Source organism: Halopseudomonas pertucinogena (assembly GCF_014646575.1).
Lineage (GTDB): Bacteria > Pseudomonadota > Gammaproteobacteria > Pseudomonadales > Pseudomonadaceae > Halopseudomonas > Halopseudomonas pertucinogena.
The window spans coordinates 127,701-141,750 of record NZ_BMNN01000006.1; the positions used below are offsets into that span (position 1 = coordinate 127,701).

14 protein-coding genes and 1 pseudogene are annotated in these 14,050 nt (G+C 61.3%); 6 read left to right on the plus strand and 9 right to left on the minus strand.

Features of this window, described 5'->3' with window-relative positions; translation table 11 throughout:
• Positions 1-212 precede the first annotated feature (212 nt).
• The 6 genes from IEW63_RS12755 to IEW63_RS12780 all read left to right on the plus strand — a co-directional run bounded on the left by IEW63_RS12755 (position 213) and on the right by IEW63_RS12780 (position 6,194).
• A complete protein-coding gene (locus IEW63_RS12755) occupies positions 213-2,570 on the plus strand; it encodes a TonB-dependent receptor domain-containing protein (RefSeq protein WP_188637010.1) in 2,358 nt (785 codons plus the stop codon).
• A 4-nt stretch (positions 2,571-2,574) separates the two neighbouring features.
• The gene (locus tag IEW63_RS12760; RefSeq protein ID WP_188637011.1) at positions 2,575-3,171 is read left to right on the plus strand and encodes a PepSY-associated TM helix domain-containing protein; all 597 of its coding nucleotides are present in this window, start codon (positions 2,575-2,577) and stop codon (positions 3,169-3,171) included.
• Positions 3,172-3,190: 19 nt separating this feature from the next.
• Positions 3,191-3,700: a DUF2271 domain-containing protein gene (locus tag IEW63_RS12765; protein ID WP_188637012.1), complete on the plus strand. Its 510-nt coding sequence runs from the start codon at positions 3,191-3,193 to the stop codon at positions 3,698-3,700.
• 22 nt (positions 3,701-3,722) lie between these two features.
• Positions 3,723-4,607 (plus strand): DUF4198 domain-containing protein, encoded by an 885-nt coding sequence (locus IEW63_RS12770; protein ID WP_188637013.1) that lies wholly within the window; start codon positions 3,723-3,725, stop codon positions 4,605-4,607.
• A 2-nt stretch (positions 4,608-4,609) separates the two neighbouring features.
• A complete protein-coding gene (locus IEW63_RS12775; protein ID WP_188637014.1) occupies positions 4,610-5,947 on the plus strand; it encodes a sulfite reductase subunit alpha in 1,338 nt (445 codons plus the stop codon).
• Positions 5,948-6,035: 88 nt separating this feature from the next.
• Entirely contained in the window at positions 6,036-6,194 is a 159-nt protein-coding gene (locus IEW63_RS12780; protein WP_188637015.1) for a YqaE/Pmp3 family membrane protein, read from the plus strand.
• Between the two features lie 90 nt (positions 6,195-6,284).
• Here IEW63_RS12780 and IEW63_RS14755 read toward each other — a convergent pair.
• From IEW63_RS14755 to IEW63_RS12820, 9 genes and pseudogenes are all read right to left on the minus strand, one after another.
• Positions 6,285-7,265, minus strand: a pseudogene (locus IEW63_RS14755) (GGDEF domain-containing protein); the annotation flags it as partial.
• A gap of 81 nt (positions 7,266-7,346) precedes the next feature.
• The gene (locus IEW63_RS12785) at positions 7,347-7,766 is read right to left on the minus strand and encodes a SufE family protein (RefSeq protein WP_188637016.1); all 420 of its coding nucleotides are present in this window, start codon (positions 7,764-7,766) and stop codon (positions 7,347-7,349) included.
• 9 nt (positions 7,767-7,775) lie between these two features.
• On the minus strand, positions 7,776-8,297 hold the full coding sequence (sufT, locus tag IEW63_RS12790) for a putative Fe-S cluster assembly protein SufT (RefSeq protein ID WP_188637017.1): 522 nt from the start codon (positions 8,295-8,297) through the stop codon (positions 7,776-7,778).
• A 13-nt stretch (positions 8,298-8,310) separates the two neighbouring features.
• Complete coding sequence (locus IEW63_RS12795; RefSeq protein ID WP_188637018.1) at positions 8,311-8,667, minus strand: HesB/IscA family protein; 357 nt, start codon at positions 8,665-8,667, stop codon at positions 8,311-8,313.
• Positions 8,668-8,670: 3 nt separating this feature from the next.
• Complete coding sequence (locus tag IEW63_RS12800) at positions 8,671-9,924, minus strand: aminotransferase class V-fold PLP-dependent enzyme (protein ID WP_188637019.1); 1,254 nt, start codon at positions 9,922-9,924, stop codon at positions 8,671-8,673.
• Positions 9,917-11,224 (minus strand): Fe-S cluster assembly protein SufD, encoded by a 1,308-nt coding sequence (gene sufD / locus IEW63_RS12805; protein ID WP_188637020.1) that lies wholly within the window; start codon positions 11,222-11,224, stop codon positions 9,917-9,919. The genes IEW63_RS12800 and sufD overlap by 8 nt, the downstream gene beginning before the upstream one ends.
• A 4-nt stretch (positions 11,225-11,228) precedes the next feature.
• Complete coding sequence (gene sufC, locus IEW63_RS12810) at positions 11,229-11,978, minus strand: Fe-S cluster assembly ATPase SufC (protein ID WP_188637021.1); 750 nt, start codon at positions 11,976-11,978, stop codon at positions 11,229-11,231.
• A gap of 51 nt (positions 11,979-12,029) precedes the next feature.
• Complete coding sequence (gene sufB, locus IEW63_RS12815) at positions 12,030-13,466, minus strand: Fe-S cluster assembly protein SufB (RefSeq protein WP_188637022.1); 1,437 nt, start codon at positions 13,464-13,466, stop codon at positions 12,030-12,032.
• A 103-nt stretch (positions 13,467-13,569) separates the two neighbouring features.
• The gene (locus IEW63_RS12820) at positions 13,570-14,049 is read right to left on the minus strand and encodes a Fe-S cluster assembly transcription factor (protein WP_188637023.1); all 480 of its coding nucleotides are present in this window, start codon (positions 14,047-14,049) and stop codon (positions 13,570-13,572) included.
• Position 14,050 lies beyond the last annotated feature (1 nt).

The window sequence follows — 14,050 nt, forward strand, 5'->3', positions numbered from 1 at the left end:
CACGCCCGCTTATCGCGGGCGTTTTTATTTGCGCCCACCTCCCCCTCCTTCCTTGCGTTTTATCCACCCATAAACGGCACTGGTTCTCATTTGCCGCTGGCCTTTATCGCATTTCTCTATATAATCCGTCCCGCAAACAAAAATGATAATGATTCTGATTAGCGTGGTGATCACATTGGAACTTCCTACCCTGCTCAAGGAGTACTATCAGGATGTCGATCAACACTACTCTTCCTTCCCGTGTCTTTGGGGGCATCGGCCTGCTGACGACGGGCCTGGCACTGGCCAGTGAATCCCCGGTACATCTGCCGGATGTGACCGTCGTGTCCGCCACCGGTTACGAACAGAAGATCACCGATGCGCCTGCCAGTATCAGCGTGATCACTCGCGAACAGCTGCAGCGCAAACCGTACGCCGGGCTGGCTGATGCCCTGCGGGACGTCGAAGGCGTGGACGTGGGCGCCGACCTCGACAAGAATGGCAATATCAGCATCACCATGCGCGGCCTGCCCAAGGATTACACGCTGGTGCTGATAGACGGTCGCCGCCAGAGTGATGTGGGTGATATCGGCCCGAACAATTTCGGCAACAGCCAGTTCATGTACATGCCGCCGCTGGACGCCATCGAACGCATCGAAGTCATACGCGGGCCGATGTCGACCCTCTACGGGGCCGACGCCATGGGTGGAGTGATCAATATCATCACCCGCAAGGTGATGGACAGATGGGGTGGTTCCATCACCCATGGGCTTACCCTTCAGGAAGACTCCCAGTTCGGTGATGACCGCAAGACCGATGTGTATGCCAGCGGCCCGCTGGTGGTCGGTCTGGTCGGCCTGGGACTGCGGGCCGGTCTCTATGATCGGGATCAGAGCGATCCCGGTTACAGTCTTGGCAGTCTGGTCAACGGCGACGGCAGCCTGTTCGAGGATAGAGGCAGTTTCGGTGACAAGAAGATAGTCGCGGCGAAGAACTGGAATGCCGGCCTCACCCTGAACCTCACCCCTCTTGAGGACCATGATTTCCAGTTCGAGTACGACCTGGCGAAACAGCGGTATGACAATACCGAGGGTCAGACCGGCACCCTGGACTCGGTGGAGAGCCTGTGGCGCGCAAGTCGGGAAGGCGTCATCCAGCCTCGGGTGGGTTACGCGGAATATCAGCGCAACGAGCGGGAACAGTACGTGCTGGCGCACACCGGCCGCTGGAATTTCGGCACCAGCACCTCCAGCCTGACCCGCAGCACCAGCAACAACCTCGGTCGCTCCCTGCCCCTCACCGTCCAGGAACGCAGCAACCTGCAAGCCATCTGGGACGAAGCAGCTGCGGATCAGGGTGTGGCCATCCCCGAACTGACCGACGAGTTGCGGGATCAGTTGCAGGCCAGCTTCCTGCCCAGACAGCGGCGCGAGCTGGAAATCCGCAACACCATCTTCGATACCAAGCTGGCCCATACCCTGGGCAGGCATCACTTCACCGTGGGCGGTCAGTACTTCCTCGCTGAAATGGAGGATGGTGTCTTTGGTATGGATGGGGCCAGTTACCGGTCCGGCACCACCCAGGATCACCGGCAATGGGCGCTGTTTGCGGAGGATAACTGGGACCTGACCGATACACTGACCCTGACCGTCGGGGCGCGCTACGACGACCACAACCTGTTTGGCTCGCAGGTCAGCCCGCGCGGTTATCTGACCTGGCGTACGGACGATAACTGGACCTTCAAGGGAGGTGTCAGCACGGGCTACAAGACACCCAAGCCCAATCAGCTGTTCGCCGGCATCACGGGCTTTGGCGGTCAGGGCGTGAGCCCGATGGTCGGCACCCCGGACCTGCAACCGGAAACCAGTACCAACTACGAGGTGGCGGCCTATTACGACAACCTGCTGAACTTCAATGCCAACGTCACGCTGCTCTACAACGACTTCAAGGACAAGATCGCCCGGGCGGATGCCATTCCCAACTGCTACAACGCCGATGGCGTGAGATATCTCAGCTCAGGGTGTGTGGACGTCGGGCCGGGCTGGGCAGAGCTGGGGTATGACAGCTTCAGCCAGAACACCAATGTGGACAAGGCGGAGACCCGGGGCATCGAGCTCGCGGCGCGCTGGGAGATCATTCCGACGCTGGCCCTGAGCGGCAACTACACCTATACCGACAGCGAGCAGAAAAGCGGTGCCAACAAGGGATTGCCGCTGGTGAATACGCCGGAACACATGCTCAACGGCACGCTCAGCTGGGACGTTCTGCCCCGGTTGAATGTATCGCTGATCGCCGAACTGCGTGATGAGCGTTACCGCGGCACCGCCGTCAGCACCGGCCCGCAACCGGTCACCCGCAAGCTGTATTACAAGTCCTATGATCTTTATCACCTGGCGATGCACTTCCAGGCCAGCGAGGCCCTCACCCTGCATGGCCGAATCAACAACCTGCTGGACAAGGACATGGCCGGCCGCAGCTGCGATCCGACCTACGACGATCTGGGGGCGCACGACAGCTGGACCTGCTCCAACGACTACAACGTGACCGAGAAGGCGCGCAGCCTCTGGCTGTCGGCCAATTACCGGTTCTGAGCAGATGAAATATCTGTTTATCGGCACCCTGCGGCAGTGGCACTGGATCAGCTCGGCCCTCTGTCTGGGGGGCATGCTGCTGTTCGCCGTGACGGGTATCACGCTCAACCATGCGAGGGCGATCGAGTCCCAGCCAGTGGTGAGCAGTACCGAAACCCGGCTGCCGGAAGAACTCCTGCAGCTGCTTCCGGACGTTGCACGGAATCAGACCCTCCCCGGCTCGCTGCGCAGTTGGCTGAGAACCGAGCTGGACGTGCGTTTCGATCCGACGCGGGCCGAGTGGTCCGACGATGAACTCTACCTAGGGCTGCCGCGCCCAGGCGGCGACGCCTGGCTGACGATTGATCTGCATACCGGTGAGGTATTCCACGAAAGCACCGATCGTGGCTGGATTGCCTACGCCAATGACCTGCACAAGGGACGTCACGCCGGTACCGCATGGAGCTGGTTCATCGACATCTTCGCCGGTGTATCCGTGCTGTTCTCGCTGACCGGGCTGCTGTTGCTGCACCGGCAGGCACGCAGCCGACCTGCGACCTGGCCGGTCACCGGTCTTGGTTTGCTGATCCCGGTCCTCATAGCCCTGCTGCTTATTCATTAACTCAATAGAAGGATATTCCATGCACAGAAAAGTGCTGCTGCCCCTGCTGGCGGTCATTACCACACAGGCCACCGCCACCGAAATGGAAGTCAAGGTGGAGGTCCCGCGCCTGGCGGTCGCGGAGTACCACCGGCCCTATGTGGCGATATGGATAGAGAACACCGCCGGCCATGTGGCCGACCTGGCGGTGTGGTACGACCTGAAACTGCGTGACCGTGAAGGTGAGAAATGGCTCAAGGACATGCGCCAGTGGTGGCGACGCAGCGGACGCGCACTGACGCTGCCCGTCGACGGCCTGTCCGGTGCCACCCGACCGGCAGGTGAACACAGTCTGCGGTTTGGCGGCGACCACCGGGCCCTGCAGCGGCTGGATGCCGGGGAGTATCAATTGGTCGTTGAAGCAGCACGGGAGGTGGGCGGCCGCGAGCTGGTCAGAGTGCCGTTCCGCTGGCCGGTGGCCGAGCCCGAGTCCCATCAGCAAGGCGGTACCAGCGAGCTGGGCCGCATCAGTCTCAATCTGCAGCCCTGACACCCATCATCGGAGAGATCACATGTTGAAATCACTTGCCCCTGGCCTGGTACTCGCGCTGGTCGCCAGCCTGCCGCTGACTGCCCAGGCCCATCGCGCCTGGCTGTTGCCCTCTGCCACCATCCTTTCCGGAGAGGCGCCCTGGGTGACGGTGGACGCCGCAGTCTCCAACGAGCTGTTTTCATTCGAGCATCATCCACTGGTGCTCCAGGGCATCGGCCAACCACCCCAGCGAGACACTCCGGAGTCTGCTGCCCCGGCCCGACCGAGGCCGGCCAACCAACTGGTGATAACCGCGCCGGACGGCAGCACAATCCTTCCCCGTAATGGCCACATCGGCAAGTACCGCAGTGTCTTCGATGTGGAGCTCGCGCAGAAAGGTACCTACAAGCTGGCAGTGGCAGGAGCGCCCCGCTATATGGCGCGCTTCCAGGAGAACGGCGAAGACCGCCGATGGATGGGCGCGTTGGAAGATCTGCCCGGTACCATTCCGGGTAATGCGACGGATATCGAGGTAAGCCAGATGGAGTCGCGCATGGAGGTTTTCATCACCTCCGGGCAGCCCACCGATACGGTATTGCAGCCCACCGGTCGGGGGCTGGAACTGCACCCCGTCACCCACCCCAATGACCTTTTCGCCGGAGAAAACAGCGAGCTGGTCTTTCTTCTGGATGGCAAGCCCGCCGCCGGCGTCGAGATCAAAGTGATTCCAGGCGGCGTACGCCATCGCGACAAGCTCAATGAGCTGACGTTTACCACCTCATCCGATGGCAAGGTAAGCATAAACTGGCCGAGCGCGGGATTCTGGTGGCTGGAAGCCAGAAAGGTGCAGGACGAAGGGCTTGCAGCGCCTCTGACCCAGCGCCGGGCGAGCTACAGTGCAACCCTGGAAGTCATGGCCCCCTGACGGTGTTCTCCGCATTTCCGGATTGGTTCGATGCTCGGCAGGTCTGGGCCGCGCTGGCGCTGGCTGCGTGGCTGGCGATCTGCTGGGTCTGTCTTGTGCCCGGGCGTGAAAGGCCAGGAAGGCAGCCGGCTGAGGCCGCTGCCTCGCCGGACTGGCTGGTGCTTTATGCCAGCCAGTCCGGCACTGCTCGACGGTTGGCCGGACAGCTCGCCCGCTGCCTTACCTCAGCCGACCACACCGCTGCCCTCATGGCGCTGAATGAGTTGCGACCAGGACAACTGCTGGCGTACCGCAGGGTATTGCTGGTGGTCAGCACCTATGGTGAAGGGGAGGCGCCGGATAATGCCGCTGTGTTCTGGCGCATCGCGCGGCAGACCTCCCCTGACCTGCGTACGCTGGGCTTCGCCGTCCTGGCACTGGGGGACCGCGGCTACGCGGGCTTCTGCGCCTTCGGCCAGCACCTTTCCGAATGGTTCATCAGCGCCGGGGCTCGCCCGCTGCTGCCGCTGCAGAAGGTGGACCGGCTCGACCCGGAAACGCTGCGGCAGTGGCAACAGCGATTCGGCCAGGCCACGGGCCAGAGGATCATGCTCAGTGATGACTTTCGCCCCTGGCGGTTGCTGGATCGGCAGTTACTCAATGCCCAGAGCCCCGGCGCGCCCGTCTGGCTGATACGCCTTCAGCCGCGCGGGAAGATGCCTGCCTGGCAAGCCGGTGATCTCGCCCAGTTGCGCATTGGCAATCTGCTGCGCACATACTCGGTGGCCAGCCTGCCGGAGGATGGCGTGCTCGAACTCATCGTTCGTCAGGTTATCCATGCCGATGGCACGCTCGGCCGCGCTTCAGGCTGGCTGTGCCACGATGTGCGACCCGGTGACACCGTGGAAATCCAGTTGCTGCCCAACCCGCAGTTTCACCTCTGCAGGGCTTCGGCGCCGGTCATCCTGATCGGCGCAGGTACTGGTATTGCCGGGCTTCGGGGCCTGCTCAGGCAGCATCAGCGTCAGGGAATGTCCCCGGCGTGGCTGATCTTCGGCGAGCGCTGCCAGGAGCACGACCGCTGGCTGAGTGAGGAGCTGGAACTGCCGGCGCGGGACGGCCGGATCCGCCTGGATCGCTGTTTCTCCCGCGCTCCCGAGCAACCGGAATATGTGCAGGACCGGCTACGCACCCATGCTGATGAACTGCGGCGCTGGGTCGATCAGGGTGCGAGCATTCATGTATGTGGCAGCCTCCGTGGGATGGGTACGGCTGTACGGCGTGCCCTTGAGGAATTGTTGACCGCGGAGCAATGGAATCGCCTGCAGCGGCTGAGCCGTTATCGGCAGGACCTGTACTAGACCGGAGCGGGTGTCGGAACCTGATTCCTGCGTTGCAGTCACAAGGAGAGCCGGTGTTTCGGCTACCTAACAGATAAGGAGTGATTACATGGACATCATCCGTCTCATAGCTGCCGTCCTGTTACCGCCGCTGGGGGTTTTCCTTCAGGTGGGCTTTGGCGGTGCCTTCTGGCTGAATATTCTGCTCACCCTGCTCGGCTACATTCCCGGCATCATCCATGCAGTGTGGATCATCGCCAGACGCTGACCCCACTCCCAGAGCGCTGGGCTCCTGCAGAGCCCGGTCGCGTCCGCGGGGTATCACCCGCAGATCGGCATGCCCCTCGGCCACCACGCTCCTGTTGCGTCCGCCGTTCTTGGCCTGATACAGACGCACGTCGGCCCGCTTCATCCAGCTATTGCTATCGTCCCCTGGCTGAAGCAAGGCACCGCCTATGGATATGGTTACCGGTTTGCCATGACAGCGCAGCTGCGCGGCCACCGTGCGGACCATGTTGTTGCCCGCGGCTTCCAGCCCTGCTTCCCCGAGGCTGGGCAGCAGTAACACGAACTCCTCCCCGCCGAGTCGGAACAGCCGGTCGGTGCGCCGGGAAATGTTCCAGATCAGCCGGGCCAGTTCCACCAGAACCCGATCTCCCTCGGCATGGCCATGGTTGTCGTTGATCTGCTTGAAGTGGTCGATATCCAGCAGCAACAATCCGCACTGGATGCCGTTGCGCCCGTAGTTGGCAACCGCAATGTCCATCTCGCGCATCAGCATGCGCCGGTTGCCGATACCCGTGAGCGGGTCGAGGCTGGCCAGTTGCTGAAGTTTTCTGCGCTGCTGGGTGGTACGCCAGGCAAACATGAAGGCGAACAGGCTGCATAACAGACTGGTGGTGGTAAACAGCACCAATTGCTGGTTATCCGCAAATACGACGCCGGGCCGCCAGATGCCATAGCTGCATATGGTGGCCAGTGATGCCAGGGTCAGCAGAGTGCTGGGCAGCGGCGGGATGATGAAGAAGTTGAGGAGGATGACGCAGTAGAACCAATAGAGACCGCTGACCGGAAGATAGAGCACAACGAATACGGTTCCTACGGCGTAGGCCGCCGCAAGAAGTTGCCCGGCCAGCCGGGGTCGCCTGTGCACCCACGCCAGGTACAGCACGAAGGCAGCGACCAGCACCATCAGCGAGTCGAGTACCACCATCAGGGTGTCGCCCTGGATCAGGCGATACACCGCAAAGGGCGCCAGGCTGGCAAGCCCCATCAAACCTGCGGCGGTAACGATCGCCAGATAGGGATCATTACGAAGACGACTCCAGATTCTCTGCATCGCTCACCCGCGTTCTTGTTTGCCGGTAGGCTAACGTGAAGCTGGAGCCATTACAATGGCCACTGGCCATAGACTGGCGTATCAGACCGACTCTGCGGTATCCCGGATGCGCTTGACCATGGCCCGCAGTCCATTGCCCCGGGTCACGCTCAGATGCTTGAGCAGGTTCAACCGGGCGAAATAGTCCTCGATATCGAAATCCAGAATGTCCCGGGGTGCCTTGCCATTGTAGGCAGCGAGTACCACAGCCAGCAGACCCTTGACGATGAAGGCGTCGCTGTCGGCATCGAAGTAGAGCTTGCCCCCCTCTTCGCGGCTGGTCAGCCAGACCTGACTCTGGCAACCACGGACGATATTCTCATCGGTGCGATGCTGATCCTCCAGCGGAGGCAGCTCACGGCCGAGGTCGATGATGTACTTGTAACGGTCTTCCCAGCTGTCGAAGAAAGCGAGGGTCTCGAGAATATCGTCGCTGGTGACGTCCGTACCGAATTGGCTCATGCGTGGTCCTTAGAAAAACATGCCGGTTTCGAGCTGTGCTTCCTCGCTCATCATTTCCCGACTCCAGGGCGGGTCGAATACCAGCTCGACATTTACCTGCTCTACGTTCGGCACCAACCGTACCCGATACTCGACGTCACCGACCAGAACAGGTCCCATGCCGCAACCTGGCGCGGTCAGCGTCATGGTGATGTCCACCCGCTTGCTCTGCTGGTCGATATTGACTGCGTAGATCAGCCCCAGATTGACCAGGTCCACCGGGATCTCCGGGTCAAATACCGTCTTCAGCGCGGTCCATACCTGCTCTTCGTGGATCAGGTCGTCCGTCGCCGGCGGGAAGCTCAACAGCTCCGGTTCAAGACCGAGCCTGTCTGCGTCGGTGCCATCGACGCGCACCATCTGACCGTTGTAGGTAACGGTATAGTTGCCGCCCAGGGCCTGGGTAATGGTTACAAAGGTATCCTTGGGAATCGTCAGCGGAGTACCATCGGGAACTCGCCGCGCGGGACAGTCGGCCCGCGCTACCACCATGCGTCTTTCCATCTCAACTCACACTGAAGCTTTCGCCACAACCACACTGGTCTTTGACGTTGGGGTTAGTAAAGCGGATCTGGCGGTTGATACCTTCGGTTACCAGATCGATTTCGGTGCCGGACAGCATATGCAGGCTGTCCGAGTCCACCAGCAGCTGGACCTGGTCATCCAGCTGGTAGCGCAGGTCGTCTTCAGCGCCCTTCTCGACCATGTCGACCACGTACTTGAAGCCGGTGCAGCCGCTTTTTTTCACACTCAGGCGCACGGACTTACCGGGCTCACGGGTAACCTGTCGACGAAAATGCGCCAGCGCGGCGGGGGTAACGGTTACCACCTGGCTGGTCGGATCAAATGCTTGAACGGTCATTTTCTACTCCTCGACAAGAAACTGTTTCGCCTTGATCAGAGCCTCGAACAGACGGTCGATATCGGCTCTGGTGTTGTAGAAGCAGAAGCTCGCGCGCACGGTACCGGGAATACCCAGCTGATCCATGATCGGCTGTGCGCAATGGTTGCCGGTGCGTACAGCGACGCCCTGCTGATCCAGCAGCATGCCCACATCACTCGGGTGGGTGCCCTCCATCAGAAAGCTCAGCACCCCGGTGCGCCTGGCTGCGGTACCCACAAGGGTGATGCCCGGCATCGCTCTCGCCTTTGCTTCAGCGTACTCCAGCAGATCCTGCTCGTGACGCTCGGCCCCTTCCCGGTCGATGCTCTGGAGGTAGTCCACCGCCGCGCCCAGGGCAATCACCCCGGCAATGTCCGGGGTACCCGCCTCGAACTTGTAGGGTAGCTGGTTGTAGGTGGTGCCGCTGAAGCTGACCGTTTCGATCATTTCGCCACCGCCCTGATACGGCGGCATGGCTTCGAGAATCGCTGCCTTGCCGTAGAGCACACCGACCCCGGTGGGGCCGAACATCTTGTGCGCCGAGAACACGTAAAAATCGCAGTCCAGCGCCTGAACATCCACCCGCAGGTGGCTCATGGCCTGGGCGCCATCGATCAGGCACAGGGCGCCGACCGAATGGGCCAGCTGCACGATCTCCTCGACCGGGTTGACGCTGCCAAGCGCGTTGGAAACGTGCCCGCAGGCGATCATTCTCACGCTGTCGTCGAGCATCTCGCGCAGCGCGGACAAGTCCAGCGTGCCGTCACTGCCCACCGGAATGGCCTCGACCCGTGCACCCATCTGTTCGGCAATCATCTGCCACGGCACGATGTTGGAGTGGTGCTCCATCGCCGAGACCAGTATGCGATCGCCGGCCTTGAGCTGGCTGCGACCCCAGCTGGCGGCGACCAGGTTGATGCTTTCCGACGTGCCGCGGGTCCAGATGATTTCCCTGGGCTCCGCTGCGTTGATCAGCTGCGCCACCTTGACCCGGGCGTTCTCGAACTTTTCGGTCGCCCGTTCGGCCAGCGCGTGGGCGCCGCGGTGGACGTTGCTGTTGTCGTTGCGGTAATAGTCGACGATGGCCTGGATCACCGCCTCAGGCTTCTGCGTGGTGGCGGCGTTATCCAGATACACCAGCGGCTTGCCGTGGACCTCCTGATGCAGGATCGGAAAGTCCTTGCGTACCTGTTCCGCGTCGAAGGCGGTGCGGGTGACCAGCGCCGCTTCACTCATAACTCATGTGCCCCAGTTTTTCGTCAGCCTGCCCGAAAAGCGCCGTCAGGCGCGGACGCAGATAGTCCTGGATCGCCTGCTCGGGTACTTCGTTGAGCAGCTCGTTGATGAAGCCGAAGCTCAGCATGCGAATGGCATCGGCGCGGCTGACGCCACGGCTCTGCAGATAGAAGACCGACGTTTCATCCAGCTGGGCGATGGTTGCACCGTGGCCGCAGCGCACGTCATCGGCGTAGATCTCCAGTTCCGGCTTGGTGTACACCTCGGCGGTCGGGGACGTCAGCAGGTTGCGGTTGCTCATCTCGGCAAAGGTCTTCTGGGCATCCTGATGGATATGGATGCGGCCGTTGAACACCGCCTTGGCGGAATCGCCGACGATGCCGCGGAAGACTTCGTCCGTGGTGCAGTTCGGGACCTGATGCTCGACGTTGGTGTGGTAGTCGATCAACTGCCGGTTGCGCGGCAGATATACACCGTTGAGCCCCAGGTGGGCGCCCTGCCCCTTGTGGTTCACGTGATAATCAATGCGCTTCAGGCGGCTGCCCTGCGCCAGGGCGAAGCCGAGGAAGCGTGCGTCGCGGTGCAGGTCCACATGCACACCGCCGACGTGCAGCAGGTCTTCCTGCTCCAGATTGATGCGGTAGTGCTGAATCTGCGCGTTGTTGCCGACCACCACTTCGGTGTGGCTGTTGATAAACAGGTTCTGCTGTTCGACGCCGGACACGTAGTGCTCGATCAGCTCGGCTTCGGCATTGTCTTCCACCACCACGAGTACGCGCTGGCTGCTCATCGCCGGCTGCGCTTCGGGGGTGGCTACGTTGACGATGTACACCGGTTTGGCGAGTTTCTGCCCACGGGGCACATGCACCAGCACACCGTCGCGCAGCAGCGCATCGCTCAGTGCACCGAACAGATACCGTTCACTGTCCATGACCTTGCCCAGATGCTGGGCAAGCAGATCCTGCTGAGCCGCGTCGGCATCGCTGAAACGCACCACACCGGCCGGCAGCGTGCTCGAGTGCTCGGTACTGAAATGACCATTGATGAACACCAGCCGGGTTGCATCCACAGCAATGGGATCAATCGCTTCCTGCCAGGCACAGGTATCGACGCTGGCCCAGCGGGCCGGGTTGTCGTTCTGCAGCGGCAGCAGCGGGGTATATTTCCAGGCTTCGGTCTTGCGGGTCGGCCACTTGGTGCTCGCCCAGCGCTCGGCGCCGGTGGCACGCAGCTCAGCCAGCCAGGCGGGGGCCGACTGCTGTGCTGCCAACTGCAGGGCCTGCTGTTGAAAGTCAGTCATGCCGTCAGCCTTCTCCGTTTTCAAGCCAGCTGTAACCCTTGGCTTCCAGTTCCAGTGCCAGGCTCTTGTCCCCGGTGCGGACGATGCGGCCGTCGGCCAGCACGTGTACATAATCAGGAACGATGTAGTCCAGCAGGCGCTGATAGTGGGTAACAACGATGAAACTGCGGTTGCCGTCGCGCATGGAGTTGACGCCATCGGCAACCACCTGCAGTGCGTCGATATCCAGACCGGAGTCGGTTTCGTCGAGAATGCACAGCTCGGGCTCCAGCAGCATCATCTGCAGGATCTCGTTGCGCTTCTTCTCCCCGCCGGAGAAGCCTTCGTTGACGCCACGCTTGAGGAAGTTCGCATCCAGGTCCACGCGCTTGCTGGTTTCCCGGGCGAGCTTCATGAATTCGACGGCGGAAAGCTCCGGCAGTCCCTTGTGCTTGCGCATGGCGTCGACCGACACCTTGAGGAACTCCATGTTGCTCACGCCGGGAATTTCGACGGGGTACTGGAATGCCAGGAAGATACCCTCGCGGGCGCGCTCCTCGGTATCCAGCTCGAGTACATCCATATCCTTGAACTGCACGCTGCCGGCGGTGGCTTCATAGCCCGGGCGGCCCGCCAGGACGTTGCCCAGGGTGCTCTTGCCCGAGCCGTTGGGCCCCATGATGGCGTGAACTTCGCCCGGCTTGACCTCGATATCCAGTCCCTTGAGGATATCCTTCTCTTCAACTTTAGCGTGCAACCCTTTGATCGATAACATATTTTGCGCCTGATAATCAGTATTGAATTTGGTCTTGCTGTCTGGAGCGGGTTAACCCACCGAACCTTCCAGACTGACTTCCAGCAACTTGCCCGCCTCTACCGCGAACTCCATCGGCAGCTCCTTGAACACCTCACGGCAGAAGCCGTTAACGATCATGGACACCGCCTTTTCCGCGTCCAGGCCGCGCTGCTGGCACAGGAACATCTGGTCGTCACTCACCTTGGAGGTGGTCGCCTCGTGCTCGATCACCGCGCTCGGGTTCTTGCTTTCGATGTACGGGAAGGTGTGAGCTCCGCAGCGATCGCCGATCAGCAGCGAGTCACACTGGGTGAAGTTGCGTGCCCCTTCGGCGCCGGGGTTGATGCGCACCAGGCCCCGGTAGGCCTGGTCACTGCGACCGGCGGAAATACCTTTGGCAACAATGGTCGAGCGTGTGTTCTTGCCAAGATGGATCATCTTGGTCCCGGTGTCGGCCTGCTGGAAGTTGTTGGTCAGGGCCACCGAGTAGAACTCTCCCACGCTGTTGTCACCCTTGAGGATGCAGCTGGGGTATTTCCAGGTAACGGCCGAGCCGGTTTCCACCTGGGTCCAGGAGATCTTCGCGTTGGTATGGGCCACGCCTCGCTTGGTCACGAAGTTGTAGATGCCGCCCTTGCCTTCGGCATCGCCGGGGTACCAGTTCTGCACCGTGGAGTACTTGATCTGCGCGTCGTCCAGCGCAATCAGCTCGACCACCGCTGCGTGGAGCTGGTTCTCGTCACGCATCGGCGCGGTACAACCCTCCAGGTAGCTGACATGGGAGCCTTCATCGGCAATGATCAGCGTGCGCTCGAACTGTCCGGTGTTGAGTTCGTTGATACGGAAATAGGTGGAAAGCTCCATCGGGCAGCGTACGCCCTTGGGGATATAGACGAAGGAGCCATCGGAGAACACCGCGGAGTTCAGCGCCGCATAGTAGTTGTCCTTCTGCGGCACAACGGTACCCAGGTACTTCTGGACCAGTTCCGGGTAATCGCGGATGGCATCGCTGATCGGGCAGAAGATCACCCCTGCCTCCGCCAGTTTCTCGCGGAAGGTGGTGACAACGGAGACGGAGTCGAATACCACGTCCATGGCGACACCGGCCAGCTGCTCCTGCTCATGCAGCGGGATACCGAGCTTCTCGTAGGTGCGAAGCAGCTCGGGATCGACCTCGTCCAGACTCTTGGGACGGTCTGCCATGCTCTTGGGCGCGGAGAAGTAGGAGATATCCTGGAAGTCGATTTCCGGATACTTGACGTGAGCCCAGGTCGGCTCTTCCATCTCGCACCAGGCGCGATAGGCCTTCAGGCGCCACTCAAGCATCCACTCCGGCTCCTCCTTGCGGGCGGAGATGAAGCGGATCACGTCCTCGTTCAGACCGGGCGGCAGGGTGTCGGATTCGATGTCGGTATGGAAGCCGGCAGCGTATTCCGTCTTGATCAGGTTCTCGACTTCTTGAGTCACGGTATCACCTCAATCTTGCAGCACGGCACCATCCCGGCTGCATACTGTGTCAGGCTGCACTACCTCTGCGGGTATTATGCAAATTCGTGCGGCAGCTGCCGCGTCAGATGATGCGCTCCAGTGGAAGCACGGCTCCGGAGGAACAGTTGCTCTTGTCCTGCCGGGCTCGCACCCGCTGGATATCATCACGGGAAACCAGGTCAGCGAGGGTTATCTCGCCGAGAAAGTCGCGCAGGCGCGTGCTCAGATCTGTCCATAGATGGTGGGTCAGGCAGATATCGCCCTGTTGGCAATCGCCCTTGCCCAGACATCGAGTAGCGTCCATCGAGTCGTTCACCGCCTCGACAATCTGTGCCACGCTGATGTTCGCCGGACCGCCCGCCAGACGATAGCCTCCACCCGGACCGCGGACACTCTCCACCAGCTTGCTGCGACGAAGCTTGGCGAACAGCTGCTCGAGATAGGAAACCGAAACACCCTGCCGCGCGGAAATGTCCGCCAGAGTGATGGGTCCCTGATCCTCATGAAGAGCGAGGTCCAGCATTGCTGTCACCGCGTAACGGCCTTTGGTGGTCAATCGCATA

What these genes read in the sequence shown, in the direction of transcription:
- IEW63_RS12755 (WP_188637010.1), top strand. Translation starts at nt 213, where the DNA reads ATGTCGATCAACACTACTCTTCCTTCCCGTGTCTTTGGGGGCATCGGC.
- IEW63_RS12760 (WP_188637011.1), top strand. Translation starts at nt 2,575, where the DNA reads ATGAAATATCTGTTTATCGGCACCCTGCGGCAGTGGCACTGGATCAGC.
- IEW63_RS12765 (WP_188637012.1), top strand. Translation starts at nt 3,191, where the DNA reads ATGCACAGAAAAGTGCTGCTGCCCCTGCTGGCGGTCATTACCACACAG.
- IEW63_RS12770 (WP_188637013.1), top strand. Translation starts at nt 3,723, where the DNA reads ATGTTGAAATCACTTGCCCCTGGCCTGGTACTCGCGCTGGTCGCCAGC.
- IEW63_RS12780 (WP_188637015.1), top strand. Translation starts at nt 6,036, where the DNA reads ATGGACATCATCCGTCTCATAGCTGCCGTCCTGTTACCGCCGCTGGGG.
- IEW63_RS12785 (WP_188637016.1), bottom strand. Translation starts at nt 7,766, where the DNA reads ATGAGCCAATTCGGTACGGACGTCACCAGCGACGATATTCTCGAGACC.
- sufT (WP_188637017.1), bottom strand. Translation starts at nt 8,297, where the DNA reads ATGGTGGTAGCGCGGGCCGACTGTCCCGCGCGGCGAGTTCCCGATGGT.
- IEW63_RS12795 (WP_188637018.1), bottom strand. Translation starts at nt 8,667, where the DNA reads ATGACCGTTCAAGCATTTGATCCGACCAGCCAGGTGGTAACCGTTACC.
- IEW63_RS12800 (WP_188637019.1), bottom strand. Translation starts at nt 9,924, where the DNA reads ATGAGTGAAGCGGCGCTGGTCACCCGCACCGCCTTCGACGCGGAACAG.
- sufD (WP_188637020.1), bottom strand. Translation starts at nt 11,224, where the DNA reads ATGACTGACTTTCAACAGCAGGCCCTGCAGTTGGCAGCACAGCAGTCG.
- sufC (WP_188637021.1), bottom strand. Translation starts at nt 11,978, where the DNA reads ATGTTATCGATCAAAGGGTTGCACGCTAAAGTTGAAGAGAAGGATATC.
- IEW63_RS12820 (WP_188637023.1), bottom strand. Translation starts at nt 14,049, where the DNA reads ATGCGATTGACCACCAAAGGCCGTTACGCGGTGACAGCAATGCTGGAC.